The sequence below is a fragment of the Acinetobacter sp. YH12251 genome (assembly GCF_013417465.1).
Classification (GTDB): Bacteria; Pseudomonadota; Gammaproteobacteria; order Pseudomonadales; family Moraxellaceae; genus Acinetobacter; species Acinetobacter amyesii.
Genome location: NZ_VPDZ01000012.1, coordinates 1 through 24,963, shown reverse-complemented (window position 1 = coordinate 24,963; position 24,963 = coordinate 1). Strand labels below are relative to the sequence as shown.

The window sequence follows — 24,963 nt, the reverse complement described above, 5'->3', positions numbered from 1 at the left end:
ATAATCATATTTACTCATGATGAAATCACCTACGCTTTACTTAAGTCATATAACCAAGAGACGAATTCATGCTTAGAAAAATCACCACTAGAAGCAAAAACCAAAGCATCAATCATTTCAGGACGAGGTATTTTTTTCTTGTAAATCAAATGTCTTTTGATGTAATTCGGTGTAGTTCCAGAATCTTGAGAAAACTTGACCAAGCGCTCATCAGACATTTGCAAGATATATTCATTAAAATTGAAATCAACTTTCATGCGACTAAATCACCTTAAAGGTTATTTATTTTGTTGCATTATTGATTTTTTAATTATTGAAAGTCAACACCTAATAGGTGATTTAAATATTTTATGAGTGATTTTTTTTCATGTGATTATGCTTGATAATCACCGCATAGCAATAAGTAAAAGTCTTCAGGAGCCTGATGGCCCTGAATTAAAGGCGGAGGAACATCAACCTCAATATTTGGTGTATAGGTATTTGAAATGCAAATGACTGTTTACGAGACTCGCAAAAACAACCTGCTCAACATGTTGGAATTCTATGAAAACAGAAGAGCTTTTTGTGAAAAATTAGGTGTTGAATACAATCACTTAAATCAATATTTAGGCAAAAATAGTAAAAAAAATATTGGTGATAAATTTGCCGAAAAAGTGACAGAAGCACATGGCTTACCACTAGGTTGGCTAGATCACCCCCAAGATATTCTTACCATTAAAAACATTGTTCAATCTAACCACGCGACAGATCATGTCGTATCAGATAAAAAAATTAGAAATAAATCAACTAATCACCCTAGTATTGATCAAAACGATGTGCTTAGAATAGTGCCACTTAAAAACATTTTAAAAATGTCCAAAGGTGAAGAGTTGGCAGTCAGCGATAATATTGAAGAAGTAAAGAACATTAATCTTCCAGCGGGTATCAATAATCCAATAGCGTACTTGATTCGTGGTACAGGATTTTCAAAACCATATCGAAATGGTTATGCAATTGTGTGTGAGTTTGCAGGTATACCGATACCTGGTGAGGAAGTCCTAATATTTTGTAAAGATGGCTCAATTTACGCTGGTGAATTCCAACGTGAAGAAGATATATTGATAAGCATTGATTCAGTTGATGGTTCTAATGATCGTATCCTTAAAGATAAGATTGCACGAATTTCTCCAGTGAAAATGTTTATTTCTCCGAGCCAAATTAAGTAGCTTAAATATGATTAAAAGGTGGCAAATGCCACCTTTTTTTATTCCTAAAATTTACTTTTAAGTAATTTTATTAAAAAAAATATTCTTTCGTACAATAAATCAATGCAATAAAATCACCTAAAATTAAATTTAATCACCCAATAGGTATTGACAAGGTTGATTTTATAAATCAATAATTCACCTATCAAATAACCTATAAGGTGATTTATTTAATGAAAAAATCAACTTTTGACACAATCATCATCAAACGCCTTCAAGCTGAAGATTTCGCTCAGCCAGCAAAGATCAGTCTTTTTGCTCGAATCTGGAGAAAGTTATGTGTCGTGAAAACAGCATGAATCAGATTAATGCAGCTATCGAAAATTTACTTAATGCACTTTCAAGCGCTGCATTACTGGATGCCCAATCTCAAGCCTTAGCGTTCATTCAAGCAGCTTTTGAAGCTGAAGAACTGAATCAAATCGAAAAACAGACTTTGGAAAAAAAGGTCCGTCGTATTTACCGAAATCAACTTATTGAGGAATCAGCATGAATAATCAAATTCCCGCGCTAAAGCAAAAAATCAATGCTGCAGTTAAAGCATTGATGAAAGATGCATTTGATGCAAATAGCGATGACTTTCATGTTTTTTTTGAATTTTCGGGTCACGTGAGTCTTTTTGCACTTCACTACTACATCGGTGGATATTCTGAGAATAAAGATCTTGTTTATTTATGCCGCTGCAGCACACAGCCACTGCCATCCCAGCTAAGAGATGTTGAAGCTTGGAAAAAATCTCTATCTGAATTGATTGATGCGCGAAAAAAACTAAAGCAGCTCAAAGAAGAGCAATCAAAAAAATTGTGGAGTGATCATGCCTAAACATCCGTGTGCAGATAAATGCCCTAATTTTATTGATGAACAGTGCTGCCATTGCCTAATTGCTGAAGTTGAGCAGCCTGAACCTGAAGGCTGTGAACATCATCCATCAAAATGCTGCGAATGCATGCTTAAAGAAATTGATGAAGAGTATTTGAGCTATTTGTCCGATGAAGAAAAACATTTAAATGCAGCACTAAAAGCTGTGGAGTATGTGTCATGAACGAATATGCACCGTTTTACATCATTGTTTTTATGTTCATTATTTCCGTTTTCATTGTCTTAAAAGCGTATGAACATCAACTCAAACTCAAGCAAAAACAAGCTGCATTGAAGCAGCTGCTGGAGAACGACGATGCTGCAATTCACTGATTTAAACCACACACAGCACATTATCAATATCAGCAATGTGAACAACGTGGTGATCCGTAATAACAATGGTGCGCATGTGATTACTTTTCACATGCCTGGCCAGCATGTGGTACCTGCAACCGTTGATGTAAAAACGGCTGAACGTATCTTCAAGGAACTAGGGGAATTGAAGTGAAAGGTAAATTTGCTCCAGTTATCAACACGTACACGATGCTTGTGTTGCGCTACATGTCTCCAGTGGTCCCACTTGAAAATGTGGTTGAAGACTACTTGAGCCACATGTCACTTGAAATTGCCAAACGTAAAGCAGTGAAACAAGAATTGCCGTTCCCTGTGATCCGTTTAGGCGAAAAACAGAAAGCATCTTGGATGGTCAATTTGCATGATCTTGCTGTGTATATCGATCAGCAAACTGCATTGGCTCAGCACGATCATAAAGCCATGAATGGTGAACAGTATGCACACTAATTTAGACCATGACGTTTTTATCAAAAAGGGCAAATCCATTGCCCTTGCTCAACAAGTCGACGACTTCCTGAAGGCTCAGGGCAAATCTGAACCAGATCAGATTCCATTTGGTCACTCTGAGCTATCGTCTAAAAAACATGAATACGGTCGCACAGCACAAACCACCATGCGCGAAATTATGTTTAGTGCAGTACGTGAAAGCCAAACAGCTAAACAAAAACCGCGTGTCATTGATAAACCTGCAGAACCAACATACTCACCCGATCTAAGCGAAAACCGTGTTTTGTTTAATCGCCATGCGCGTGAACAAGCTTGGGAAAAGGGAAAAAAAGAATTCATTGGTCGCTGTAAAAAACATGGCGAACAAACATTTGTGATTAGAAAGCAAGGTAAAGACCACCTGTGCTGTGTCTGCAAAAAAGCATTCACTAAAGCGCAAAATGACAAAATAGCGAAATTAAAAAAAGGAATTTCAGTATGAAAAAATTAATGGTTGATTGTGAAACGCTTGGTATTGGTGAGCGTCCTGTTTTGCTCAGTATTGGCGCTGTTGTATTTGATGATGCTGAAATTCATAAATTTTTTCATGTGCAGATTGATATTGAAAGCGCCAAAGCACACGGTTTTTCGGTGGACCAATCGACACTTGATTGGTGGGATCAGCAAGACCCGATTGCTAAGAAAGATGCGTTTAGTGGCGAGCATGATATTCAAGATGCGCTTGCAGCTCTTGTGCGATTCTACAAAGTGAATGAGTGTACGCAAATCTGGTCTAAAGGCTCTATTGCAGATATTCGTTGGATTAATAATGCATTGAATTATTTTGACATGCGCCAGCCATGGAAGTTTTGGCAAGAAATGTGTTTTCGCACGTTTCTTGAGATGTCGCCACGTGTGAGTGTTGCATTTGAGGGCGTGCCACACAATGCGCTTGATGATGCAGTTCACCAGGCTAAACAGTTTATTCATATCAAGACCATCCAAAGCAAACAGGCTCAGATCCTGATTGAACAAGGTCAACGTTTTAATGAAATAGCTCAAAAAGTAGCGGATTTAGAGTTCAAAATTTTACAAATAGAGGAATCAGCATAATGAAAATCGAAAATGCACAAGAACAATTGTTAGAACTTAGCCCTTTGAAACTGAGCCAACAATTTAGCCGTGATGATCTTTTAGATCTACGTGACCAACTCAAAGCCAAACGTGCAGGCTTGATTGAAGCCAAGGACAAATGCAAAAACGGCAATTCAATTGCTTTACTGAATATTGAATTGTCACAAGTCAATTCTATGCTGACACGCATCAACCAGACTGTCACTTTGCTTGATCAAGATGCCAAGATCATGAAGAAAAATAATCACTCAACGCAGGAGCTGGCGATGCGTTTTTTCAAGGTTGCTGAAAAGGAATTGGATGCAAAGACGTTTAATAAAATTAAAAAAATGGCGGTGGCGTGATGGATGCAAAAGTAATTGAAGTAAATAATGTTTTAGAAGGTGATGCTAAACAAGTTGCCGATCAAATTTTCGGTGGCTATATCGTGCCGACATTCAATGAAATTGCAAAAGATGCACCCTTGTCTGCGATGCAATTCGTCACCATAATTGCAGGTAATGGCATTAGTCTATGCTTAAGTGGGACACGCACTGACAAACTAGACAGTGCCGCAAAAATATTGCATGACCTCGTTGATGAAGTGCTTACAAACGTTAAAGCAAGTCGAATCAAGAAAAGCTAACCCAGAGTTAATCGAAAGCCTCTTAATCAGAGGCTTTTTTAATGGCCTCAGCAAAACCAGTGGTTTTTGCATATTCAATGGCTTGCTTGTATGTGAGCAGATCCTTTCGAATAATATCTAAATTGACATAGCGTTTAAGACTATTCCAATCATCATGCAAAGTGTACTGCTGGATCTGCGGTACCGTTAAGCCCTGCTCTGCCAAACGTGTTGCTGCTTCATGCCGAAGGTCATGAAAACGTAAATCATCAATGCCGGCTTGTTTCTTAATTTTCTGCCAATGACGTGCAATATTTTCCTCATGTGTTGGGATCAGGTACCGAGGAAGAAGAACAAACTGGTTTTCGACAATAAACCAATTCCAAAGCCATAAAAAAGCCTCTAATCAAGAGGCTTTTTAGTATTCTTTACAAAAGATTAAGCAGCTTTCTTAGCCTTTTGTGTCTTATTTTGTTCAGCAGTGTGTGCATTAGCAATAATTCGATCAACTAACAAATCTGCGCGATCTAATAATTGATTAGCTTTGCTGATTAAATATTCACGACGGATTGCTTTAAAGTCTTTCATAATCATTCCTCAGTCAATTTAAAGTCTATAGCGGAACAGGAACATTTACATGTTTTTCGAGTTTAGAGTATAAACTTTCCATTTCCTCTGTTGACTCGCCCGCCACTATGGCGTTAGCAATGCCTTCTATTACCCAGATGCATTGCTTAACATTCAAAGTAATATTTTGATCTTCACACTCAAGATCCTCAAGAATATTGGCTAATTGGTGCATGATCTTAGCGACTTCTTCAGCGCTTGGATCAATTTCACTCAAGTATTCAATGTTCAATGAAACAATTTTACTTTCTTTTAAAAATTTATTTGCAATATGTAAAACTCGCAAATAAATATCTTTAATAGCATCGTCCAAAGGTAAGCCTCATATTATATATATGGCAATTCTTTGTGAAAATTCAATGAATCTTTACAAAAAACTCAATAAAGTTAATTTTGGTCGATGATTATACATTATAGTACAAAAAATGGTTGAAATATTTTTATTATTTCTATTAATACATATAAAGCATCTTTTGACTCCACATTTTTCTTTTCAACACTTATAGCACATTAAACAAGCAAGATTAAAGTAATATTTTCTTATCTACTAAGCTTTAACAGAGCTATCTAACAATACTTACCAATAACACTTTATTAATTTCTTCAATGGCTTGCCGATAAGTAAGTAAGTCCTTTCGAATAATATCTAAATTGACATACCGTTTCAGACTATTCCAATCATCATGCAAAGTGTACTGCTGGATCTGCGGTATTGTTAAACCCTGCTCTGCCAATCGTGTAGCGGCCTCATGTCGAAGGTCATGAAAACGTAAATCATCAATGCCTGCTTGTTTCTTAATTTTCTGCCAATGACGGGCAATATTTTCTTCATGAGTCGGGATTAGGTACCGTTCATCACCACCACGTAAGAGCATTTTTTTACGGATTTCAGGTTTCAATAATTCATCAATGATTTCGGCTGCTTCATCTGAAACCACAAACCATTTGTCATTGTTTTTTTTGGTCGGATGTTTCACTGCCTCCAGGTACCATTTTTTGTTTTCACGATCGTAGTGTTGAATTTCAAGCCGTGGCAATTCTCCAAGCCGACGGCCTGTGTATATATCTAGCCACATAATCAAATACAGTGGCGTATTTGAATAATTCTTTAAATGAAAATCTATGTATGAATACGTGGTCAGATCCTGCAGCTCTTTAGACGTTGGCAACCTGTCACGCTCTTTTGACTCTGAAATCACACGGGACTTTCTAAGACCTCTCACAGCCTTTTCATACTCATTGAAGTCAATCTCTACACCCCAGAGTAATTCGGCATGATCTAATACCGATTTCATGCACTGAAACTCGTGAAGTATTGTGCTTGGCTCAATTGGCTTTAATTCATAATTTTCATTCCTATAGCCATCACGTCTACGCAAAGCATGGTCTGCATAGTCAGTACGCTTCAGTTCTGAAATAGGCTTTTGAGCAATATCGAACTTTTTCAGCATATCAAGTGTGAATGCCTTTGTTCTGCCATAGTCTGAAATTTCGGATTTATATCTGGTAATTGCAGATGCTAAAGACATGGCTCCAGCTGCCACAGCATCTTTGTCAGTTGACAACAAGTGAGGATTCTTTTCTAATCTGTCCTCTTCTCTTTTTAGCCACGCTTTTGCCAAAGCTCTGGTACTAAATGTTTCAGTATCAAAGTACTCGATACCCTCACTTGGCTTGCGAATATTGATCACAGCCTTGTATCTGGTGCCTTTAGTTTTGGATTTTAACTCTGTGATATAGCCCATGCTTGCAACTATTTTTCAATTCAACGGGGAATGGTTGCAAATATAGTTGCAAGAGTTGCAAAAAGATAGGAAAAGATACAAATTTATCGTAAATGATACGAATGTTCATAGGTGCTTAAATGACTGATTTAAAACAAAACGCAGGTATATCAAGGCTTCCACGTATATCCGTTGCACCTATGATGGATTGGACGACTCGTGACTATCGTTTCTTTGCACGTTTGTTTAACCCTAATGTGATTCTCTACACCGAGATGGTCACCACAGGTGCGATTTTATTTGGTGGTGCGAATCGTCATTTGGACTATAACAACGAAGAACACCCGATTGTGTTACAGCTTGGCGGTTCAAATCCTAAAGATTTAGCAACCTGTACCAAGATGGCACAGGACTGGGGTTATGATGAAGTGAACCTCAATGTCGGCTGTCCGAGTGACCGCGTTCAGAACAATAAAATTGGCGCATGCTTGATGGCAGAGCCTGATTTGGTTGCAGAATGTATTACTGAAATGCGAAATGCTGTTGATATTCCAGTGACCGTGAAACACCGCATCGGGATTGATGACATGCAGTCTTATGAAGAAATGCTGCATTTTGTTGATACAGTTGCAAAGACTGGCTGTGACAATTTTATCGTGCATGCGCGTATTGCCCTGCTGCAAGGTTTGTCACCAAAAGAAAACCGTGATGTACCACCTTTACGTTATGAAGATGTTTATCGTCTGAAACAAGAACGTCCAAATTTATTGATCGAAATTAATGGTGGGGTGAAAACCTTTGCTGAAACACAGCAACATTTACAACATGTTGATGGCGTGATGATTGGCCGTGAGGCTTATCACAACCCATACTTATTGGCTGAGATCGGTCAGCTTTGGGATCTCGAACTACCCAACCGTTTCGATATTATCGAGCAGATGCTGCCATATATTGCTAAACGCATGGAAGAAGGTGCGCCGCTTTCTATCATTACCCGTCATATTTTAGGTTTATTCCAAAATCTACCAGGTGCTCGAAAATGGCGTCAGGCTTTAAGTGGTGGCAATGCCAAAACCTTTGCCGATGTGGAAAATGCCATCCAAAATATTAAAGATGCAATGCAACGTACAGAAGACTATTTACGTGATCATCCTAAAGTCGTTTTAGAAGATTAATTCTGTAAAAGTAAAAGCCCGCTATTTTGCGGGCTTTTTTATTTTCATGCCTCACCAAGTACGTGTTTGGCAACATCGTCACAACTCAGCTAAATCATCTAAGCAATCAGAATCATCACTCAATGACTATTGACCGTAATGTTCCCTTTGGGAAAAGGTTCATCATCATAGCCAGTCCATTGATAATCGGATGGATCTTCTTCCTCACGCAAACCCACGTAACTCTCAGGCGTCGATGTAACAGGTTCAATTTCCTCGGTTGGTTGTTCCAATTCTTCAACCAAATGATTCAACTCTTGATCTAACTGCGCCTGATATTTTGCAATTTCAGCTTCGTCAATGAAGGCAAATTGTTCTTCATCTATTTTCCATGCATAACCTTGCAAATCTTTGTAAATCTCAACCAAAACAGTGTAAGGCTGACCATCGTATTGCAACGTCGCCTGAGCCTTAAAGCTTAATACCTTACGCTCTAATACTTTTATATTTTGAATCCGTAAATGGTACTGCCGATAATCTGGATTCTGATCAAACTCGTGCTGCATCTGCTGCTCAATCTGCCGAGATAATTCATCTGTCGAGACAAAATAACTACAACCAGCCAAACTCAACAGTAAAAAAATGGTGAGCCATCGAAACATATTGCATCCCCCATGATGCATTTATTCTTGATGAAAAAGTCAGACCGATCACAGATTCCGATCCAAACATTCCTCATTGTTTGCTTCATAATAGCTAATAAAACACACAGTACAAGCCAAATTATCAAGATTTCTCAATTTTATATTTAATTTTGATATCAATCACTTAAATTGCATTTTTGATGTTTTAAAACACTGACAGCCTTGGTCTTTTGCTGACATATTTTTGTTGAAAATGACCATTTTGGTAGTGGTTTCCTAGCCTTCAAATTTTCAACATGAAACTGAACCCATCGTAATTTATCCAATATAGAGCCTTAAACAAAACATCATAAAAGCGCCATAAAAAATCCCCGAACATTGCGGGGATTTTGAGGAATCAACTGAAATTATTCATCATCCGTTTCAGGCTCATGATGTAGCGCATCATGTATAGCTTCCACCAATTGCTGTGCAATTTCTTGTTTTGACGCTTTCTCTAAATCACGCTTTTCCATTTGATATTGATCTGCGAAGAACACGGTCATGGCGTTTTCATCAGAAGCAAAACCAATATCTTTACGTGAGACATCATTGCAAGCGATCATATCGAGTTTTTTCGCCACAAGTTTGCCTGCAGCATACTCCTCGACATTGCGTGTCTCGGCAGCAAATCCAACCATAAATGGACGTTTTGACTGCTGCGCAATTGTTGCAACGATATCTGGGTTTTTAATTAATGCCACATTGAGTTCATCACCAGCTTTTTTGATTTTATGCTCTGCAACTTCTGCCACGCGATAATCGGCAACAGCTGCTGTTGCGATAAAAATATCACAGCCTTCATCCAACATTTGCAGACTGGTCTCTAACATTTTAATTGCAGACTGCACATTAATCCGTCGCACACCATTTGGTGTATCTAAACTGACAGGTCCTGCGATCAGCGTTACTTTAGCACCAGCCGCATAACAAGCCGCTGCCAGTGCGAACCCCATTTTACCTGTGCTGTGGTTAGAAATATAACGTACAGGATCTATCGACTCACGTGTAGGACCAGCTGTAATCGCCACATGTTTGCCTGCAAGCATGCCAAATTTTTCAGCAATGGCTCGCTGTGCTTGATGAAAATAGGCCGTCACTTGATCCGCCAAATCTTCTGGCTCAGGCATACGTCCTAAGCCTACATCTCCACAGGCTTGAGAACCGGCATCGGGCATAATCACATGTACGCCATCTTCAACCAGTGTATTTAAATTACGCTGTGTCGCTTTGGCTGCCCACATTTGCTGATTCATCGCAGGGGCAACCCAGACGGGTGCTTTTGTAGCAAGATAAAGTGTCGAAAGAAGATCATCTGCTAAACCCGCCGCAAATTTTGCCAGCGTGTCGCAACTTGCAGGAGCAACCAACACCAAATCAGCCCAACGTGCCAATTCAATATGCCCCATGCCCGCTTCTGCTTCAGGATTGAGTAATTCGGTATGTACAGGGTTGCCTGAAAGCGCCTGAAACGTTAGCGGGGTCACAAAGGCTTGCGCACCTTGAGTCATCACCACGCGCACATCAAATCCGGCATCTTTTAACCGACGGACAAGAATGGCACTTTTATAGGCTGCGATACCACCAGTGACACCTAAAAGAATATTTTTTGTGGGCATTACACTTAAATCAAAGCTCACGAACAGGCTACCTATCTGTTGCAGTGGCGCTCACAATAGCATTAAATATGCACTGACCCAAGAATCTGCTGTGAAAAAGCCGATTGACTGATAATAAAAAAGTCTAAGAATAATGAATAATTCAATTAAAAATTGGCCTGAACAAGAGCGCCCACGTGAGCGCCTGATTCAACAAGGCGCACAAAGTTTATCCGATGCTGAGTTACTGGCTATTTTCCTACGCTCTGGTTCCCAGCAGCATTCTGCTGTCGAGCTCGCACGACTCCTGATCCAACATTTTGGCCAGTTGCAAGCACTGATGGATGCTTCACTTGAGGATTTACGCCAGTTTCATGGCATTGGAAACAGTAAATATGCGCAGCTCATGGCAGTAAAAGAACTCGGCAAACGCTATGTGAGTCAACATTTTCAAAATGAAGCCTTAGAATTGCAACATTCTGAACAATTACAAAATTTTCTTCGCTTTGAATTTTTATCGGAACGTCAAGAAGTCTTTGGCGTGCTTTGTCTAGATGCGCATTTAAGAAAAATAAACTTTAAAAAACTTTTTTATGGCAGCCTCAATACCTGTGAAATTTCCATCAATCAACTGCTGCGTTATGCCATTTCTGAACACGCCAGCAGTATTGTCATTGCACATAATCATCCTTTCGGTCGTGCAGAACCCTCTGCTGCCGATCTGGAATTGACTCGACTTATTCAGCAGGCTTGTCAGCTGGTGGAAATTCGACTGATCGATCATTGTATTATCTCAACAGAAGGGAGTTTTTCCTTTGCTGAACATGGCTTGCTCCAAGCACACTTATCTGCATGAAACAGTTATTGACAAGCGCTTGAGCAAACCCGAAGATCATCATAATTTTTTAAAACTAGAAATTATCATTCGAACATGATCGTCCGTGACCAACCGAGTATTTTTAAACTGCTATTTTCTTGGCGAGGAACGATTTTACCTAAGGTTTTACCACCGCTCGGGATCGTTATGTTGCTGTCTGCCATTGTGGGCGGCTTATCCTATGTCGATATCTTCCATTTTACCGAATTTCCTTTGGTCGGCTTTACCCTAATTGGTGTCGTGCTGTCGATTTTTTTAGGCTTTAAAAATTCAGCTTGCTATGACCGTTGGTGGGAAGCTCGGCGTTTATGGGGCATTTTGATTGCCAATGCACGCCATTTTGACCGTGACTGCCGTTTACTCAGTCAAGGCCGTCGTGAACGTGTGATCCAACATGTGATTGTGTTTGCCAATGTTTTGCGTGACCGACTCCGCCATCAAACCGCCAACCCCACTGAACTAGTTGAAACCAGCGGCATGAGCGCGAATGCCATCACTCAGTTATACCAACAAGCCAATGCACCGCAGTACACATTGAGTTTGATTCAATGGGAGCTGATGCAGGCGCTCAAAGATGGTGAAATTTCAGATATTATTTATACCCAGATGAATCAGCATGTGATGGAACTCAGTACCGTACAAACCGGCTGTGACCGTATTGCCACTACGCCATTACCGTTTGCTTATTCGGTCTTGCTGAATCGAACCGTTTATTTTTTCTGTTTTGTCTTACCCTTTAGCTTGGGGTCTACTTTAGGTCTAGCGACTCCCCTTTTAGTGGGGATTTTGGCCTATACCTTTTTAGGCTTAGATGCGCTGAGTTCAGAGATTGAAGAGCCCTTTGGTACACAAAGTAATGACCTTCCTTTGGACTCGATGGTGCGTACTATTGAAATTGAATTACTGGGGACTTTAGGAAAACCCACCCCACCACCGATTCAAGCCAAAGATCACAATTTACTGTAATTGATCAATGGGTCTAAACCCTCGCTTACATAGCTTTGTCGTACACTTTTTTGGTATATCGAAGATATGTAAGTGAGAGCATTTAAGCAAAGCTCTCCCAGATTCCAACTTGCCCTTCTTTCACTCGAGGGATGTTGCCGAGTTTAATCCATGGCATATTATCACCATGAAAATCACTCCCAACAGAAACTTTTAAGTTAAAGGCAGCAATCATACGATCCACCATTTGACGAGTCGATAATGGCTCAATTGCCGGTGGTAATTCCACTGCATCACCGCCCGCTTCAGCAAAGATTTCAATCAAATAACGAATATTGGTCGCAGATAAATCATAACGCGTTGGATGCGCCAACACTGCAAAGCCACCACTGGCATGAATCACCTCAATGGTTTCAGCAAGACTCGGACCTTCAAATTTTACAAAAGCTTTTTTACCTTCTTTAATATATTTATCAAAAGCTTGTTGTGGACGTGAAACTACCCCCTTTTCCACCAAAGTTTTGGCAATATGCGTACGTGTAACCCGATCTGGTATATGGTCAACCTTGGCAATCACATCGCTATAAATATCTTGACCAATTAACGGTATCAGTAAGTCACAAATCTGCCGAGCACGTTCCGCTCGAATACGCTTTTGATCCATCAATAAGGCTTGTAAGGGCGCAGGATTTTGCATATTTAAAGCGACGATATGCACACCATAACTTTTTTTGGTCGCAGGTCTCGACCACTGGCTAGAAATCTCCACACCAGAGATTAATTGCAGCTTTAATTCATGCGCAACCTGCTCTGCAGCCAACAAACCGTCCATCGTATCGTGATCAGTCAAAGCCAGCGTATGAATTCCAATAGCACTTGCAGCCTGCACCAGAGCCTCTGGTGACAAAGTACCATCAGAAATATTACTGTGTGTATGTAAATCTACGCCTTGCATCTCTATACTATGTCATTTATTTGATCAGATTTAGATACTCTAACATGAAAGCACTTTTAGACTTTGTGCCACTCATTATTTTCTTTTATTTATATAAAACTGTAGATCCAAAAGATACACAGCACCCATTATTACAATTGATTGGTTCTGCTGGGGGTGTCGATAACAATAACATTCTTGTGGCAACATCAGGTCTCATCATTTCCATGCTTGTGGTTTATGGTGCATTGTTTGTCATGCAAAAATTCCGTCTAGATAAACAACAATGGATTGTGTTGTTCATGACCGTGATTTTTGGTGGTATTACCCTGATGTTAAGTGATGATTTTTATATTCGCTTAAAAGCCGTTTTACTGAACTTAGTTTTTGCAGGGGCGTTTTTACTTTCTCCACTGTTTAGTAAAGATAAGAAACCGCTCATCGAACGTTTATTTGGTCCAGTCTTAAATTTAACCGCTGTCGGTTGGAAACGATTGAACTATGCATGGGCTGCAATGTTCGTGGTGATGTCATGTTTACACACCTTTTTCGCTTATTTGTTTGCAGACGGAAAATATTGGGGTGAATTCACTGCTTTTGGTGACATGATCGTGATGTTTTCCTTTATCATTATTCAGTTTATTGTATTACGTAAATACTTTAAGACCTCAGAATAATCCATTCGGTCAAAAATCAGGAAAAGTCATGCCATTATTCGTCGTAAGCTGTACAGATAATGAAGGTACAGTAGAAAAGCGCCTTGCGGTTCGTCCTCAACATCTTGAACGTCTACAAAAACTTGATGATGAAGGTCGTCTGATTGTTGCAGGTGCGATGCCTAAAGATCCGGCAAACCCACAAGCTGGTTTTTATGGCAGTACGATCATTGTCGATTTTGATAGTCGTGAAGACTTAGACCAATGGTTGGCAGATGAACCTTTCCTCAAAGAAGGGATTTATGGCCAAATTGATGTCAAACCATTTAACAAAGCATTTCCTAAAGGATAAGGTTCATGCGCGTCGTTGTTTCTAGTTTACTGGGCTTATCTTTAATTTGTTCAACTGCATGGGCTGAAGAACCGGCTCCTGCACCTGCTGTAGCCCCTGCTGCTCAAGCAACGACTGCAACACCTCCTCCAAATCCTGTGCCGCATACCATTCCTGCCAATAAACCGGGCATCATTAAAGTGGCGGCAACCGTCAATCCTAATGGTCAACCTCAAGATGCAAATCCATTGACCATTGAGCAATTGGCAAAAAATAAAGCGCTACAAGATGCCAAAGTCAAAGCGATGGTCAAAGACCAATCTGTACGCTTACAACAGTTAGAAAAAGCTAACCTTGAAGCCTTGGCGCAAAACCAAGAATTACAACTTAAAAATGATAGCTTGGGCGTACAAGTACAAGTGCTACAAAGTGAACGTAGCGCGCAGATGTTTTTATATGGCGGGACCACACTTGGTGTTGGCGTGATTTTAGGTTTCTTGTTGGCCAGTTACGTCTATACCAAACGTCGTCGTCAATGGTAATTCGTTTTTCTACTTCAATTTAAAGGGTGCTTGAGTTTTGTCAGGTGCAATTCAGACTGCCGATCTCGATTGGCAAATGATCGATGGCATTGATATTCCAGTGTCTAAACAGTTTGGTGATGTGTATTTTTCGAAGGATAACGGCCTACTCGAAACACGTCATGTGTTTTTAAAAGGGAATGACCTCGACACTCGCCTTGCGGCACTGACTGATTTTGAATATTTCAGTGTCGGCGAAACAGGTTTTGGTACAGGCTTAAATATTTTGGCCTTGTGGCAATTATGGCAACAGGTTCGTCCAGATAATCACAGTCATCTGCATGCCATTTCTGTAGAAAAATTCCCTTTATCTAAAGTAGACCTCATTCGTGCATTAAATGCATGGCCTGAATTACAACCTTTGGCACAGCAACTGATTGCGCAATATCCTGAACCTATTGCGGGATGTCATCGACTCAATTTTCCAGAAGAACGTTTTTCAATTGATCTTTGGTTAGGCGATGCACACGACGTTTTTCCCGTCATGGCAAAAACTGCTACGGTCAATGCATGGTTCTTGGACGGTTTTGCACCCGCCTGTAATCCTGACATGTGGGAAGAAAACGTACTCAAAAATATCGTGCGTCTATCAGACATTGGGACGACCTTCTCCTCATTTAGTGTGGCAGGTGTACTGAAACGCGGCTTACGTGAGCATGGTATTACCATTACACGACCTCGTGGCTTTGCTCATAAGCGTGAAATGCTCAAAGCTTTTTGGCTCGCACCTGAAAAGTTAGATGATCAATCCGTAGTTGCTGACATACCCACTTTAGACGAAAAAAAAAATTCTGAAATCACTGTAGGTCATAAGCCCCGTCAAATTGCGATTATTGGCGCTGGCATAGCTGGTTTGAGCTGTGCTTGGGCATTTGCTCAACGCGGGCATCAAGTGCGTATTTACGAGAAATCAGCACCACTCAGCGGTGGATCGGGTAATCCTCTTGCCCTACTCAACCCTAAACTCTGTCCAATTGAACAAAGTGCTGAACATTTGATGACCTTGAGTTGGTTATATGCGCTCAAGCATTATCAAAACTTCAAGGCATTTCGTCCCTTACAGATTCACCAATCTATTTTAAAAAATAAAGCAGAACACCTTGATTTAGCTCAAAGTTATCCTGCAGAGGTATTAGCGGCTGAAGAAGGCACGCTAAATCAATTAGCCTCAACATATCCAACCCTGCTCCTCAAACAAGCAGGCGCAGTCAGTCCACATCAGCTTCGTGACCAAATCTTGGCGCATTCACACATTGAGTTGTTACAAGCAGATATTCAACGCATTGAGCAGCAACACAATGGCGTTGCGCTATTTACACAGGATCAGCAGCTTCCATCTGCCGAGCATGTCATTCTCTGTGCTGCACGTGAGAGCATGCAGCTACAAACAGATTATCCAGAACTGCGTGCCATTCGTGGACAAGTCAGTTGGTTGAACAATCCCGCTCAACAAATGGATATGCGTACCGCCTATAGTTATGGGGGCTATTGTATGCAACTGGATGCCGAACAGATGATTATGGGCGCGTCATTTTATCCCGGCCGTGATGACACCGACGTTCTCACAGAAGATCATGTGCATAACTATGAACTTATCCACAGTGTGTTCCCTGACTTTGCCAAAACCTTAGCACCGATTGAGCAATGGCAAGGACGTGCCGCAATTCGCGCACAGACAAAAGACTTTTTCCCAGTAATTGGTGCAGTCCATGAAGATCAGCAAATTTATAGCTGTAGTGGACTCGGTTCTAAAGGTTTCCTGTATGCCCCGCTCTGTAGTGAAATCATTGCCGCGTTGGTCTTAAAAGAAGCCTGCCCTATTCCAACACAGCTACTCGATAAAATTCATGCAGCACGTTTTATACGACGCGCCAAAGCCAAACAAAAAACTAAGAAGCCTTATTTTCAGGGTCAGATGCCGTCATCTCCACCTCAAAAAAATAACCTGCAATAAAAAAGCGCCTTTCGGCGCTTTTTTTGATTCGATCTCATTTCCCTTGTTCCAAAGGAAGACCGGCATCACGAGCAGCACGCGTGCCGCCCATTAATATTACATATTCACGTGAGCTGTCAAAACCCTCTAGTAACTCTGCTGCACGTGGAGCTTTACTTCCACCACCACATAAAATGTAAATGGGTTGATCCGTTGACACCTGAGTCAGTGCATCTGATGACAATGCGTTGATCGGTCGGTTAACCGCACCTTTCACATGTGCTTCAGCATACGCACTTGCATCGCGAACATCCCAGATAATCGAGTCTTCTGGGAACTCAAATGTTGTAATTTCTTGTTTACGGATCATTGCACACTCCTTTTGATGTAAACAACACTTGGCAAATGAAGAAAACATCCCTAGCATCTCAGATATTCTTTCCCTTTGTAAAGGTCTAATCTATGCCTTCTTTTGATATTGTTTCCGAATTAGAAGTTTTTGAAGTAAATCATGCAGTTCAAAACACGCAAAAAGAAATAGCGACGCGTTTTGACTTCCGTGGCCAAGACGTTTCAATTGAGTTAAATGAGAAAAATAAGGAAATCAAAATCTCAACAGAAAGCGATTTCCAATGTGAGCAAGTGTATACCATGCTCGAAAATCATTTCTTCAAACGTAAAGTAGACATTCAAGCATTGGATCCACAAAAAATGACAGCTTCTGGTAAAAACGTTATTCAAGTGATCAAACTAAAAGATGGTCTTGACTCTGATACTGCAAAAAAAATCAATAAAGCCATTAAAGAAAGCGGCATTAAAGTGCAATCTTCTATTCAAGGCGACAAAATTCGTGTGACTGACAAGAAACGTGACACTTTGCAACAAGTGATGGCGTTCTTAAAAGAGCAACAGTTTGGTGTGCCGCTTCAATTTAACAACTTTAAAGATTAAGGCAGCACAACTGCCATTGAGGTCAATATGGCACGTCCAAATCGTCTAAATAAACTGGTCAAAGCAAGCTCTAAATTACCCAAAGGTATTCAAAGTCGTTTGCTCAGTCGAGCTTTTGGTCGTGTCGTGCCCATGGTTGGAACAGCTAAGATCCAATATCAACATGTCAGCCCTGAGCGTGTTGAGGTGAGCATCGCCAATCATAAGGCGATGCAAAACCACATCGGGCAAGTACATGCCTGTGCCATGGCGCTGATCGCCGAAACAGCCACAGGCTTTGTCACAGCAATGAACGTCCCAGACAGTGCCATTGTCCTGATTAAAAGCTTCAAAGTTGATTTTAAACGTCCAACCCAAGGTGGGATGAAAGCCATCGCAACGCTTACACCCGAACAGCAACGACAAATGCAAAGCACAGAAAAAGGTGAAACCTTAGTACAGGTCTTAGTCACCGATGAATCTGGTGAAGCACCGATTCAATGTGAAATGCTTTGGGCGTGGGTGGCAAAATCCGCTCTGAAAAATAAATAAATGTAAATAAAACTTACTTTTAAGTATAAGTTTTACTAAATTTCAGCAAAATCAAGACTGTTTTTTACTATTTATACGCCGTAATTCCGCTCAATATGCTTACACGACACAAATATATTGAGCATTTTATGAAAAAAATCATCCCCCTTTCATTCATCAGCATGGCGGTGTTTTTAACTGCTTGCCAAAGCACAATTCCTGCAACGCCAACGACTCCAAATCAAGCGGCTGATAGCAATATTCAAACCAGCCAAGCAGCGGAAAATAAGAAAATCGTGATTGATTTTTATGAAGGTGTCTTTCTTAAACATCAGGTTAAGACATATGCTGACCGATATATTGGCAATCAATATATTCAACATAATCCGCATGTACCTGATGGCAAAGTGCCTTTTGTCGATTATTTCACCCAGTATTTTAAACAAAATCCTGAAGCAAAAAACCAGATAAAACGTGCCGCTGCCGAAGGTGATTTGGTCTATTTACATGTGCATTCTACGCAAAATAAGCAAGACCGTGGAGAAGCCATTATTGATATCTTCCGTGTTGAAAATGGCAAGATCGTCGAACATTGGGATGTGCAACAAAGCATTCCTGAAACCAGTGCCAACTCAAACTCGATGTTCTAATTTCTCCCTCACTATTCATAAAAAAGCCACTCGATTGAGCGGCTTTTTTATTGCGTCTAACTTTAATTAAGCTTGATCTGCCGCAAATTTAGCTTTTGCATCCGCAGGAATTTGACGCTTAGCACCTTTCACATCGACAGCGACAAATGTAAATACACCTTCGGTTACGCGAATTGGATCGCGTGAGCTGTCATGACTATCCCAAACTTCAATCTGCATTTGGATAGAGGTATTACCCACTTTTAAAATTTTGGTATATACACTGATGACATCCCCGACTTTCACTGGAACGAGGAAGGTCATTTGGTTAATTGAAATCGTTGCACAGCGTCCTTGACTGAAACGCTCTGCGTGAATTGCACCGGCCAAGTCCATTTGTGACACGATCCAACCACCGAAAACATCACCACTCCAGTTGGTGTCTGCAGGCATCGCGATGGTTTGTAGGGAAAGCGTTCCTTCAGGTTTTACATGAGTTTCTGACACTTTAGCTCCTGGCGCTGACATTTATTGAGGTAGATTTAACTGCTGGTTGAGCCATTGTTGTAACTCACCAGCACGCATTGCTCCACTTATTCTAGCAATTTCGTTGGTTTTATTCATCAAAACCAGTGTAGGAATACTACGAACATTAAATGCACCGCTCAATCGAGGGTTTGCTTCGGTATCGATTTTGGCAAAAACCACCTTCGGATTTGATTTTGCAACTTGTGCAAAGTGTGGCGCCATCATCTTACATGGGCCACACCATTCAGCCCATAAATCAATCAGCACAGGTAAATCACTATTGCTAATAAAGTTGGCAAAGTTCTTTTCATTCAACTCGATGGGCGCCAGTGGAATCAATGCTTGGTGACATTGACCACATGCAGGTCCAACTTCGAGTTTTTCTTCAGGTACACGGTTTTTTGCACCACATTCAGGACACACAACGATCATTTAGCTGACTCCAACATGTTGATGTAAAAATTCTAATTGGGTTGCCATGGCTTTTTCAAACCATTGCCCGTGATAAATATCAAAATGTTGCATTTCCCACTCATAATACTGCACATACGGTGCAATATTGGTCGCAGTTTCTCGGCTTGATTCAATGGGAATCAAACTATCTTCTTTGGCTGCAATAAAAAGTGCTGGTATGCTAATTTTACGGACATCCAAAATTGGACGATAACGAATTAACTTAAAAAAGGCCCGAGCCGGAATTTCGCCACTCCAATAAAAATCAGGATTTACAATCGATAAATAGCCCGCATAACTGTCTTCAGACTGTAAAAAACATAATCGATGTGGATGAACTACGGGTAAAGTCGTTGGACTCATCCCAACTTTAGAACCCATATAGTCCTGACTCGATAATTTTAATGCTTTGGGTAATTGCTGTAAGGGATACAATTTTGCACTTTCAGCGCCGTCGACAAATGGAACTTGTACCATCAGCGCTTTAATATTTTTAAGCTCTGCCGCCAAACTAAGTACATAGCCACCACTCAGCGATGTTCCCCATAATACAATGCGTCTCGAATCAATCGATTTACGCTGCTGTAAATGATCGATCATGGTCCGCCAATCTTCAAGTTGTGCCTTCAGGTTTACTAACTCTCTCGGACGCCCTGTGCTGCCCCCCCAATAGCGATAATCAAACAACACGACAGCATAGCCCGCTTGTACAAAGCGCTTGGCATATTGCACTAATTTAAACTGGCGTAATGCCGCTAAACCATGTGCCATGAGAATGACTGCAGGTTTTTCAACAGATTTTGGACGATAAAAGTCAGCAGCTATAACATCTTGTCCGCTTTTGACATACAGTGGTTCGACTGTATAGGCGTGCATACGCGCTCCATTGCGTTATTTTATGGTTGTAATCGCTTATAAAAATTTAAGAACATTCTGCTCAAGTTTGTGCTTAATGCTATCATAAAGCATAATTCTACGAATTAAATTATGGAGTGACTCAATGAGCGAAAATGTTGGTTTTGCAGGTCAAATCGGCCCAGAACATGTAGCGCAAGTGGTTGAAAAAGGCTTTAAATCGATTATCAATAACCGCCCTGACATGGAAGGTGGTCCTGAGCAACCAACCAGTGCTCAAATTGAAGAAGCAGCTCGTACCGCTGGTTTAGACTATGTTCATCAACCTGTTGTTGCAGGTCAAATTTCTGAGCTAGATGTCCGTAACTTTGCTAATCATTTTAATGAATTGCCAAAGCCAGTGCTCATGTTCTGCCGTACAGGTAATCGTTCAAATAATCTATATCAACTAGCAAAACAGATGGATCTTTTGGATGACTAAGGCTTTCATTCAAAAAGCTTTATTGATCGCAACATGCATCTTTTCGGCACCCACATTTGCTGATAATAACAGTCAGCCCTTAAATGCAAATTTAAGTGTCTCTGGACAAATGACCACAGATAAGTTTTCAAGTTTACTCAAACAACTTAAATTTAAATCTGTAATTGTGAATCGACCAGATAGTGAGGCGGGCAATGAAGTGACTGTTTTACAATTACGAGGCATTGCGGAAAAGTCTCATGTGAGTGTTGTGTATCAACCTGTGCAAAGCGGTAAAATTTCTCAAACAGACGTGAAGGAATTTGCCAAATACTATAATGAGCTTCCTAAACCCATTTTGATGATTTGTCGTAGTGGTTCACGTTCGACAGCTCTTTTTAATCAAGCTCAGGCTCAAGGTTTGCTCAATGACTAAATTCGTGTTTACCGTTTTATTTACAACGTTGTTGCTAACAGGGTGTAATTCTATGAATGTACGTCCAACCGTTGGTGTAAGTGTCGGGACTGCACTATAAAATGACGAATATAAAGATGGCGCTATTTGCGCCATTTTTTATGTGTGGTATCTTTACGCAATATAACTTTTTCTATACATAAATAACTATTTTGGGGTACTTCATGAAATTCGTTTAAGGGACACTTGTACTTACTTTAGCCACTATACTTACAGCTTGTGGTGGTGGTGATGGATATTTTAATAACGAAGGAACAGATTCTTCTAATCAAAACAATAATAATAACAATGGTGGTACAACAACCCCAACTGAAATTGCAAAAGCACAGTTAGATATTCTAAAACGTGAAGGGCAATATTTATTCGGTAATTATGATCCTAACGATGCATCAACAGCAAAAGGCTATATTGATCATTCAATGGATACATTTGCGCAAGGCCCATTACAATTAAGTTTAGATATTAGGAAAATAAATTTAAACTCATTTAAAATACCTATCACTACAGAGATAAATGTTTCTATTTAAGTAAGACTGACTATAGAGCATGTTATGTTTTTATTGGCGAAGATATTAAAGATATCTTACCGGGTTATGACAACTGGGATTTCGACATTACAGCTAATGATCTAAAAAACATCAAATTACAGCATGATGAAGTGACACCAAACTTAGAAGAATATGAATCAAATACTCGCATTTACGTATTTGAAAATGAAAATGGAGATAAAAATTTCCATGATGTAACTATTACTGGTGCATTTGCTTATCCATTTCAACAGTCTTGGGGAATACAACAAACTCAACAAAAAAGGTTTGTTTTAATAAATGGTAATACAAGCGACTATAAAATTACCACAACAGCAATAGTTACGGATCCGTCAACTGGTGAAGATATTGAACGTGAAGTTACAACAGGTGCAATTAGTATTTACAAAGATCTCTCTTCTCTCGATGGAGATTTATACAATATTCAATCTGGATCAGGATTTAATGTATTAATTAACGATAACCCAAATATTCCTTTTGCAGAACCAATTTCATTCGTATTAAACTCAACACCAGGTACCACAAGTTCAGCAAGTTATCGTGTGAAAGCTTCAGGAGAATAAGAACTAATTTTACCCAGCATCACAACAATTGATGGTACTCGAGTTGAGAATGAAGCCTCTAATTTAAATAGCCAGACATTTACTGGAAGCATTAAATTAACAGGGACAAACATTTTGAAATTTAAGCAAGCTACAAGTGGGAGCCTTAGTTTTGAACATGCTATTAATGGAATTACATTCAAAGGTTCATCTACTAATAATGCAGGAACTGTAAGTACAAGTTTAACATTACCTTCTGGTCTTAAATTTTAAGTGTAAAGAAATGCAATTAAACCCTCTAGACTGAGGGTTTTTTTATATATTTAATTATAATTATTTAAAATGAAATTTAGCAAATGTACGACATCATCATTATCGGTGCAGGAACAGCAGGCATTTCAGCCTATAAAGAAGCAATCAAAAAAACACAGAATATTCTTATCATTAATGATGGTCCTTGGGACACCACCTGTGCACGGGTCGGTTGCATGCCAAGTAAAATACTCATCTCTACTGCCAACCGTATGCACGAAATTGGAAATGCAGATAATTTAGGCCTTGATGTCAAAAGTGAAATTGATACCTCTAGCGTCATGCAACATGTTCAAACTTTACGTGATCGTTTTACACGAGCCACTTTAAAAGATGTTGAAAGTTGGCCAAGCCAACATAAAATTTCAGGAAAAGCTGAATTTATTAATTCAAATACAATTCAAGTAAATAACCAAACATATCAAGCCAAGTCATTTATCCTTGCAGTAGGTACAACGCCTGCTATAGATACTGAACAAAAACAAATATTAGGCGATAAATTAATTACGTCCGATCAAATATTTGAGTTAGAACAACTACCAAAATCTGTCGCAGTTATTGGAAGTGGCGTGATCGCTTTAGAATTGGCTCAGGCTTTAACACGCCTCAATGTAAACACTACTGTTTTTGCACGTAGTCGAAAAATTGGCTCATTGACTAGCCCCATATTACAAAAGCTCGCACAGGAAGAGTTAAGTAAAGAATTAAAGCTAAAGTTTGAAATTTTACCTGAACATTACTCTCTTGAAGGCGATCTAGTTCATTTAACCTATACTGAAGAAAACGTACAAAAGTCGCTACAAGTTGACTATGTTTTAGCTGCAACTGGCAGACGTACATTATTAAATACCTTAGGTTTAGAACGTATAAGTGCAGAATTTAAAGATATTAAAAATTTACCGATAAATCCGCATACAAAGCAACTAGCTGATTATCCAATTTTTATAGTCGGTGATGCACATACCAATACCCCTATCCAACACGAAGCAGCTCATGAAGGTAAATTTACAGTACAAAACTGTTTAAACTTTCCACAAATTAAATCCATCAAGACGCTAACCCCTTTAGGCATCTTATTTTCTACACCACAAATGGCAACTATTGGTCAAAGCTATAAGCAACTACAAGATAAAAACACAGAATTCGTCATTGGTTTCGTTTCTTACGAAAAACAAGGTCGTGCGATTGTTGCTGCTAAAAATAAAGGGGCTGCCGAAGTATATGTGGATACAATTAACCATACACTATTAGGAGCTGAGCTATTCTGTGCAGAAGCTGAACATTTAGCACATTTGCTAGCTTGGATGATTTCAGAAGAACTAAGCATACATGAAATTTTGGATAAACCTTTCTATCATCCAACTTTAGAAGAAGGGTTAAGAACAGCACTGAAACATGCGAGACGACAGCTCAATCAAGCTTAGTCTATAAATGTCTCAGGGAGTATAGTAACCACTCATATTCCCTGCAGAAAACCCTGCGATAAAAGCATATTCGATATAAAATTGAGTCAGATTCAATCCATATAAAACCAAACAAACCACTACAAAGACCACCAATGCTGACATCACACGCGCAGCTTTATGTTCTGCCTGATTATATTTTGATGTTTGAATTACCACATTTTTCAATTTATTTCGATTGATATAAAACTGCTTAAAAATAGGCAATCGAATAATCAAAATATGCATCAGCACAATACCTATAAACCAATGCAAACCTGCAACCCAATAATTAAATAACAAATGCTGTGGATACATGACCACACCGATCAGAATCAGCGATACGACTAAATTTAACAGTAAGTAGTTCGGATAAAATTTTCTGTACATCAAGAGTTTATAATTATTTTATGAATGATTTCAGACTATATCTTTTCCCGGCATAAAAAAACACCCCCTTCGCTTTGAAGGGGGTGTTTTCGAATAATGAGCTGGCGATGACTTACTCTCACATGGGTAACCCCACACTACCATCAGCGCTAAGAGGTTTCACTTCTGAGTTCGGGAAGGGATCAGGTGGTTCACTCTTGCTATT

General features: G+C 39.8%; 37 protein-coding genes, 1 rRNA gene and 1 pseudogene. 25 read left to right on the top strand and 14 right to left on the bottom strand.

Annotation, left to right across the window (positions count from 1 at the left end):
* Positions 1-29: 29 nt before the first annotated feature.
* Positions 30-257 (bottom strand): hypothetical protein, encoded by a 228-nt coding sequence (locus FTV27_RS11885; RefSeq protein WP_179997242.1) that lies wholly within the window; start codon positions 255-257, stop codon positions 30-32.
* A gap of 228 nt (positions 258-485) precedes the next feature.
* Between FTV27_RS11885 and FTV27_RS11880 the strand changes: the two genes are divergently transcribed.
* From FTV27_RS11880 to FTV27_RS11830, 11 genes are all read left to right on the top strand, one after another.
* The gene (locus FTV27_RS11880) at positions 486-1,205 is read left to right on the top strand and encodes a hypothetical protein (protein ID WP_180078653.1); all 720 of its coding nucleotides are present in this window, start codon (positions 486-488) and stop codon (positions 1,203-1,205) included.
* A gap of 316 nt (positions 1,206-1,521) precedes the next feature.
* Positions 1,522-1,737: a hypothetical protein gene (locus FTV27_RS11875; RefSeq protein WP_180078652.1), complete on the top strand. Its 216-nt coding sequence runs from the start codon at positions 1,522-1,524 to the stop codon at positions 1,735-1,737.
* On the top strand, positions 1,734-2,066 hold the full coding sequence (locus tag FTV27_RS11870; protein ID WP_180078650.1) for a hypothetical protein: 333 nt from the start codon (positions 1,734-1,736) through the stop codon (positions 2,064-2,066). The genes FTV27_RS11875 and FTV27_RS11870 overlap by 4 nt, the downstream gene beginning before the upstream one ends.
* The gene (locus FTV27_RS11865) at positions 2,059-2,286 is read left to right on the top strand and encodes a hypothetical protein (RefSeq protein WP_180078648.1); all 228 of its coding nucleotides are present in this window, start codon (positions 2,059-2,061) and stop codon (positions 2,284-2,286) included. Before FTV27_RS11870 ends, FTV27_RS11865 begins: the two co-directional genes overlap by 8 nt.
* Positions 2,283-2,435: a hypothetical protein gene (locus FTV27_RS11860; RefSeq protein WP_180078646.1), complete on the top strand. Its 153-nt coding sequence runs from the start codon at positions 2,283-2,285 to the stop codon at positions 2,433-2,435. The genes FTV27_RS11865 and FTV27_RS11860 overlap by 4 nt, the downstream gene beginning before the upstream one ends.
* Entirely contained in the window at positions 2,419-2,610 is a 192-nt protein-coding gene (locus FTV27_RS11855) for a hypothetical protein (protein ID WP_180031483.1), read from the top strand. Before FTV27_RS11860 ends, FTV27_RS11855 begins: the two co-directional genes overlap by 17 nt.
* A gap of 35 nt (positions 2,611-2,645) precedes the next feature.
* Positions 2,646-2,903 (top strand): pyocin activator PrtN family protein, encoded by a 258-nt coding sequence (locus FTV27_RS11850; RefSeq protein WP_120375892.1) that lies wholly within the window; start codon positions 2,646-2,648, stop codon positions 2,901-2,903.
* On the top strand, positions 2,893-3,384 hold the full coding sequence (locus FTV27_RS11845) for a hypothetical protein (RefSeq protein ID WP_179997247.1): 492 nt from the start codon (positions 2,893-2,895) through the stop codon (positions 3,382-3,384). Before FTV27_RS11850 ends, FTV27_RS11845 begins: the two co-directional genes overlap by 11 nt.
* A complete protein-coding gene (locus FTV27_RS11840) occupies positions 3,381-3,995 on the top strand; it encodes a 3'-5' exonuclease (RefSeq protein ID WP_179997248.1) in 615 nt (204 codons plus the stop codon). Before FTV27_RS11845 ends, FTV27_RS11840 begins: the two co-directional genes overlap by 4 nt.
* A complete protein-coding gene (locus FTV27_RS11835; protein WP_179997249.1) occupies positions 3,995-4,360 on the top strand; it encodes a hypothetical protein in 366 nt (121 codons plus the stop codon). The genes FTV27_RS11840 and FTV27_RS11835 overlap by 1 nt, the downstream gene beginning before the upstream one ends.
* The gene (locus FTV27_RS11830; protein ID WP_179997250.1) at positions 4,360-4,641 is read left to right on the top strand and encodes a hypothetical protein; all 282 of its coding nucleotides are present in this window, start codon (positions 4,360-4,362) and stop codon (positions 4,639-4,641) included. The genes FTV27_RS11835 and FTV27_RS11830 overlap by 1 nt, the downstream gene beginning before the upstream one ends.
* Before the next feature lie 22 nt (positions 4,642-4,663).
* Here the strand turns inward: FTV27_RS11830 and FTV27_RS11825 are convergent, their stop codons facing one another.
* The 4 genes from FTV27_RS11825 to FTV27_RS11810 form a co-directional block, all read right to left on the bottom strand.
* Entirely contained in the window at positions 4,664-4,993 is a 330-nt protein-coding gene (locus FTV27_RS11825; RefSeq protein ID WP_373687155.1) for a tyrosine-type recombinase/integrase, read from the bottom strand.
* Positions 4,994-5,058: 65 nt separating this feature from the next.
* Positions 5,059-5,208: a hypothetical protein gene (locus tag FTV27_RS11820; protein WP_179997251.1), complete on the bottom strand. Its 150-nt coding sequence runs from the start codon at positions 5,206-5,208 to the stop codon at positions 5,059-5,061.
* Positions 5,209-5,233: 25 nt separating this feature from the next.
* Positions 5,234-5,560, bottom strand: a complete 327-nt coding sequence (locus FTV27_RS11815) for a hypothetical protein (protein ID WP_179997252.1) — start codon at positions 5,558-5,560, stop codon at positions 5,234-5,236.
* Between the two features lie 250 nt (positions 5,561-5,810).
* Positions 5,811-6,992 carry a site-specific integrase gene (locus tag FTV27_RS11810; protein WP_179997253.1) on the bottom strand — a complete coding sequence of 394 codons (1,182 nt, stop codon included), beginning with the start codon at positions 6,990-6,992 and terminating at the stop codon, positions 5,811-5,813.
* Positions 6,993-7,111: 119 nt separating this feature from the next.
* On the opposite strand from FTV27_RS11810, the gene dusA reads away from it, so the two are divergent.
* Positions 7,112-8,146 (top strand): tRNA dihydrouridine(20/20a) synthase DusA, encoded by a 1,035-nt coding sequence (gene dusA / locus FTV27_RS11805; protein ID WP_180078644.1) that lies wholly within the window; start codon positions 7,112-7,114, stop codon positions 8,144-8,146.
* A gap of 119 nt (positions 8,147-8,265) precedes the next feature.
* Here the strand turns inward: dusA and FTV27_RS11800 are convergent, their stop codons facing one another.
* Complete coding sequence (locus FTV27_RS11800) at positions 8,266-8,787, bottom strand: hypothetical protein (RefSeq protein WP_180035978.1); 522 nt, start codon at positions 8,785-8,787, stop codon at positions 8,266-8,268.
* A 389-nt stretch (positions 8,788-9,176) separates the two neighbouring features.
* Positions 9,177-10,448 carry a bifunctional phosphopantothenoylcysteine decarboxylase/phosphopantothenate--cysteine ligase CoaBC gene (gene coaBC, locus FTV27_RS11795; RefSeq protein ID WP_078191307.1) on the bottom strand — a complete coding sequence of 424 codons (1,272 nt, stop codon included), beginning with the start codon at positions 10,446-10,448 and terminating at the stop codon, positions 9,177-9,179.
* A gap of 112 nt (positions 10,449-10,560) precedes the next feature.
* On the opposite strand from coaBC, the gene radC reads away from it, so the two are divergent.
* Both radC and FTV27_RS11785 read left to right on the top strand, forming a co-directional pair.
* On the top strand, positions 10,561-11,262 hold the full coding sequence (radC, locus tag FTV27_RS11790; RefSeq protein WP_180035979.1) for a DNA repair protein RadC: 702 nt from the start codon (positions 10,561-10,563) through the stop codon (positions 11,260-11,262).
* Between the two features lie 75 nt (positions 11,263-11,337).
* Positions 11,338-12,249: a bestrophin family protein gene (locus FTV27_RS11785; RefSeq protein WP_078191309.1), complete on the top strand. Its 912-nt coding sequence runs from the start codon at positions 11,338-11,340 to the stop codon at positions 12,247-12,249.
* An 82-nt stretch (positions 12,250-12,331) separates the two neighbouring features.
* Here FTV27_RS11785 and FTV27_RS11780 read toward each other — a convergent pair whose 3' ends face one another.
* On the bottom strand, positions 12,332-13,183 hold the full coding sequence (locus FTV27_RS11780) for a PHP domain-containing protein (RefSeq protein WP_180008985.1): 852 nt from the start codon (positions 13,181-13,183) through the stop codon (positions 12,332-12,334).
* Between the two features lie 44 nt (positions 13,184-13,227).
* Here FTV27_RS11780 and FTV27_RS11775 point away from each other — a divergent pair, with 44 nt between their 5' ends.
* From FTV27_RS11775 to mnmC, 4 genes are read left to right on the top strand one after another with little or no spacing between them, the layout of a single operon-like run.
* A complete protein-coding gene (locus tag FTV27_RS11775; protein ID WP_078191311.1) occupies positions 13,228-13,839 on the top strand; it encodes an inner membrane-spanning protein YciB in 612 nt (203 codons plus the stop codon).
* A gap of 28 nt (positions 13,840-13,867) precedes the next feature.
* Complete coding sequence (locus tag FTV27_RS11770; protein ID WP_180035980.1) at positions 13,868-14,170, top strand: YciI family protein; 303 nt, start codon at positions 13,868-13,870, stop codon at positions 14,168-14,170.
* A 5-nt stretch (positions 14,171-14,175) separates the two neighbouring features.
* Positions 14,176-14,691: a hypothetical protein gene (locus FTV27_RS11765; protein ID WP_078191313.1), complete on the top strand. Its 516-nt coding sequence runs from the start codon at positions 14,176-14,178 to the stop codon at positions 14,689-14,691.
* A gap of 37 nt (positions 14,692-14,728) precedes the next feature.
* Entirely contained in the window at positions 14,729-16,684 is a 1,956-nt protein-coding gene (mnmC, locus tag FTV27_RS11760) for an FAD-dependent 5-carboxymethylaminomethyl-2-thiouridine(34) oxidoreductase MnmC (RefSeq protein WP_180035981.1), read from the top strand.
* A gap of 34 nt (positions 16,685-16,718) precedes the next feature.
* Here the strand turns inward: mnmC and FTV27_RS11755 are convergent, their stop codons facing one another.
* A complete protein-coding gene (locus FTV27_RS11755) occupies positions 16,719-17,033 on the bottom strand; it encodes a rhodanese-like domain-containing protein (protein WP_078194202.1) in 315 nt (104 codons plus the stop codon).
* Positions 17,034-17,125: 92 nt separating this feature from the next.
* On the opposite strand from FTV27_RS11755, the gene FTV27_RS11750 reads away from it, so the two are divergent.
* The 3 genes from FTV27_RS11750 to FTV27_RS11740 all read left to right on the top strand — a co-directional run bounded on the left by FTV27_RS11750 (position 17,126) and on the right by FTV27_RS11740 (position 18,774).
* The gene (locus FTV27_RS11750; RefSeq protein WP_078194203.1) at positions 17,126-17,614 is read left to right on the top strand and encodes a YajQ family cyclic di-GMP-binding protein; all 489 of its coding nucleotides are present in this window, start codon (positions 17,126-17,128) and stop codon (positions 17,612-17,614) included.
* Between the two features lie 27 nt (positions 17,615-17,641).
* On the top strand, positions 17,642-18,145 hold the full coding sequence (locus FTV27_RS11745) for a DUF4442 domain-containing protein (RefSeq protein ID WP_180012065.1): 504 nt from the start codon (positions 17,642-17,644) through the stop codon (positions 18,143-18,145).
* A 128-nt stretch (positions 18,146-18,273) separates the two neighbouring features.
* Positions 18,274-18,774 carry an ester cyclase gene (locus FTV27_RS11740; RefSeq protein WP_180078642.1) on the top strand — a complete coding sequence of 167 codons (501 nt, stop codon included), beginning with the start codon at positions 18,274-18,276 and terminating at the stop codon, positions 18,772-18,774.
* 66 nt (positions 18,775-18,840) lie between these two features.
* Here the strand turns inward: FTV27_RS11740 and FTV27_RS11735 are convergent, their stop codons facing one another.
* Genes FTV27_RS11735 through FTV27_RS11725 form a run of 3 tightly spaced genes read right to left on the bottom strand, consistent with a single transcriptional unit; the run spans position 18,841 to position 20,610 of the window.
* On the bottom strand, positions 18,841-19,260 hold the full coding sequence (locus tag FTV27_RS11735) for an acyl-CoA thioesterase (protein ID WP_078191328.1): 420 nt from the start codon (positions 19,258-19,260) through the stop codon (positions 18,841-18,843).
* Positions 19,261-19,281: 21 nt separating this feature from the next.
* On the bottom strand, positions 19,282-19,713 hold the full coding sequence (gene trxC / locus FTV27_RS11730) for a thioredoxin TrxC (protein ID WP_078191319.1): 432 nt from the start codon (positions 19,711-19,713) through the stop codon (positions 19,282-19,284).
* The gene (locus FTV27_RS11725; RefSeq protein ID WP_180078640.1) at positions 19,714-20,610 is read right to left on the bottom strand and encodes an alpha/beta hydrolase; all 897 of its coding nucleotides are present in this window, start codon (positions 20,608-20,610) and stop codon (positions 19,714-19,716) included.
* Between the two features lie 124 nt (positions 20,611-20,734).
* On the opposite strand from FTV27_RS11725, the gene FTV27_RS11720 reads away from it, so the two are divergent.
* The 4 genes and pseudogenes from FTV27_RS11720 to FTV27_RS11705 all read left to right on the top strand — a co-directional run bounded on the left by FTV27_RS11720 (position 20,735) and on the right by FTV27_RS11705 (position 24,350).
* Positions 20,735-21,070 (top strand): TIGR01244 family sulfur transferase, encoded by a 336-nt coding sequence (locus FTV27_RS11720; protein ID WP_111885430.1) that lies wholly within the window; start codon positions 20,735-20,737, stop codon positions 21,068-21,070.
* The gene (locus FTV27_RS11715; RefSeq protein ID WP_180078638.1) at positions 21,063-21,485 is read left to right on the top strand and encodes a beta-lactamase hydrolase domain-containing protein; all 423 of its coding nucleotides are present in this window, start codon (positions 21,063-21,065) and stop codon (positions 21,483-21,485) included. Before FTV27_RS11720 ends, FTV27_RS11715 begins: the two co-directional genes overlap by 8 nt.
* A 245-nt stretch (positions 21,486-21,730) precedes the next feature.
* Positions 21,731-22,887, top strand: a pseudogene (locus tag FTV27_RS11710) (hypothetical protein).
* 83 nt (positions 22,888-22,970) lie between these two features.
* The gene (locus FTV27_RS11705; RefSeq protein ID WP_180035985.1) at positions 22,971-24,350 is read left to right on the top strand and encodes a dihydrolipoyl dehydrogenase; all 1,380 of its coding nucleotides are present in this window, start codon (positions 22,971-22,973) and stop codon (positions 24,348-24,350) included.
* A gap of 12 nt (positions 24,351-24,362) precedes the next feature.
* On the opposite strand, the gene FTV27_RS11700 is transcribed toward FTV27_RS11705, so the two are convergent.
* Together FTV27_RS11700 and rrf are read right to left on the bottom strand one after the other, a co-directional pair.
* Entirely contained in the window at positions 24,363-24,758 is a 396-nt protein-coding gene (locus tag FTV27_RS11700; protein WP_180078636.1) for a hypothetical protein, read from the bottom strand.
* A gap of 99 nt (positions 24,759-24,857) precedes the next feature.
* A 5S ribosomal RNA gene (gene rrf / locus FTV27_RS11695) occupies positions 24,858-24,963 on the bottom strand; the annotation flags it as partial.

Coding starts and splice junctions, on each gene's coding strand:
- FTV27_RS11725 (WP_180078640.1), bottom strand. CDS start 20,610: ATGCACGCCTATACAGTCGAACCACTGTATGTCAAAAGCGGACAAGAT.
- FTV27_RS11720 (WP_111885430.1), top strand. CDS start 20,735: ATGAGCGAAAATGTTGGTTTTGCAGGTCAAATCGGCCCAGAACATGTA.
- FTV27_RS11715 (WP_180078638.1), top strand. CDS start 21,063: ATGACTAAGGCTTTCATTCAAAAAGCTTTATTGATCGCAACATGCATC.
- FTV27_RS11830 (WP_179997250.1), top strand. CDS start 4,360: ATGGATGCAAAAGTAATTGAAGTAAATAATGTTTTAGAAGGTGATGCT.
- FTV27_RS11770 (WP_180035980.1), top strand. CDS start 13,868: ATGCCATTATTCGTCGTAAGCTGTACAGATAATGAAGGTACAGTAGAA.
- FTV27_RS11775 (WP_078191311.1), top strand. CDS start 13,228: ATGAAAGCACTTTTAGACTTTGTGCCACTCATTATTTTCTTTTATTTA.
- FTV27_RS11885 (WP_179997242.1), bottom strand. CDS start 257: ATGAAAGTTGATTTCAATTTTAATGAATATATCTTGCAAATGTCTGAT.
- FTV27_RS11705 (WP_180035985.1), top strand. CDS start 22,971: ATGTACGACATCATCATTATCGGTGCAGGAACAGCAGGCATTTCAGCC.
- FTV27_RS11765 (WP_078191313.1), top strand. CDS start 14,176: ATGCGCGTCGTTGTTTCTAGTTTACTGGGCTTATCTTTAATTTGTTCA.
- radC (WP_180035979.1), top strand. CDS start 10,561: ATGAATAATTCAATTAAAAATTGGCCTGAACAAGAGCGCCCACGTGAG.
- FTV27_RS11865 (WP_180078648.1), top strand. CDS start 2,059: ATGCCTAAACATCCGTGTGCAGATAAATGCCCTAATTTTATTGATGAA.
- FTV27_RS11870 (WP_180078650.1), top strand. CDS start 1,734: ATGAATAATCAAATTCCCGCGCTAAAGCAAAAAATCAATGCTGCAGTT.
- dusA (WP_180078644.1), top strand. CDS start 7,112: ATGACTGATTTAAAACAAAACGCAGGTATATCAAGGCTTCCACGTATA.
- FTV27_RS11750 (WP_078194203.1), top strand. CDS start 17,126: ATGCCTTCTTTTGATATTGTTTCCGAATTAGAAGTTTTTGAAGTAAAT.
- FTV27_RS11740 (WP_180078642.1), top strand. CDS start 18,274: ATGAAAAAAATCATCCCCCTTTCATTCATCAGCATGGCGGTGTTTTTA.
- FTV27_RS11850 (WP_120375892.1), top strand. CDS start 2,646: ATGCTTGTGTTGCGCTACATGTCTCCAGTGGTCCCACTTGAAAATGTG.
- FTV27_RS11800 (WP_180035978.1), bottom strand. CDS start 8,787: ATGTTTCGATGGCTCACCATTTTTTTACTGTTGAGTTTGGCTGGTTGT.
- FTV27_RS11880 (WP_180078653.1), top strand. CDS start 486: ATGCAAATGACTGTTTACGAGACTCGCAAAAACAACCTGCTCAACATG.
- FTV27_RS11845 (WP_179997247.1), top strand. CDS start 2,893: ATGCACACTAATTTAGACCATGACGTTTTTATCAAAAAGGGCAAATCC.
- FTV27_RS11855 (WP_180031483.1), top strand. CDS start 2,419: ATGCTGCAATTCACTGATTTAAACCACACACAGCACATTATCAATATC.
- FTV27_RS11745 (WP_180012065.1), top strand. CDS start 17,642: ATGGCACGTCCAAATCGTCTAAATAAACTGGTCAAAGCAAGCTCTAAA.
- FTV27_RS11860 (WP_180078646.1), top strand. CDS start 2,283: ATGAACGAATATGCACCGTTTTACATCATTGTTTTTATGTTCATTATT.
- FTV27_RS11780 (WP_180008985.1), bottom strand. CDS start 13,183: ATGCAAGGCGTAGATTTACATACACACAGTAATATTTCTGATGGTACT.
- FTV27_RS11840 (WP_179997248.1), top strand. CDS start 3,381: ATGAAAAAATTAATGGTTGATTGTGAAACGCTTGGTATTGGTGAGCGT.
- FTV27_RS11875 (WP_180078652.1), top strand. CDS start 1,522: ATGTGTCGTGAAAACAGCATGAATCAGATTAATGCAGCTATCGAAAAT.
- FTV27_RS11810 (WP_179997253.1), bottom strand. CDS start 6,992: ATGGGCTATATCACAGAGTTAAAATCCAAAACTAAAGGCACCAGATAC.
- FTV27_RS11785 (WP_078191309.1), top strand. CDS start 11,338: ATGATCGTCCGTGACCAACCGAGTATTTTTAAACTGCTATTTTCTTGG.
- FTV27_RS11820 (WP_179997251.1), bottom strand. CDS start 5,208: ATGAAAGACTTTAAAGCAATCCGTCGTGAATATTTAATCAGCAAAGCT.
- trxC (WP_078191319.1), bottom strand. CDS start 19,713: ATGATCGTTGTGTGTCCTGAATGTGGTGCAAAAAACCGTGTACCTGAA.
- FTV27_RS11835 (WP_179997249.1), top strand. CDS start 3,995: ATGAAAATCGAAAATGCACAAGAACAATTGTTAGAACTTAGCCCTTTG.
- FTV27_RS11700 (WP_180078636.1), bottom strand. CDS start 24,758: ATGTACAGAAAATTTTATCCGAACTACTTACTGTTAAATTTAGTCGTA.
- FTV27_RS11755 (WP_078194202.1), bottom strand. CDS start 17,033: ATGATCCGTAAACAAGAAATTACAACATTTGAGTTCCCAGAAGACTCG.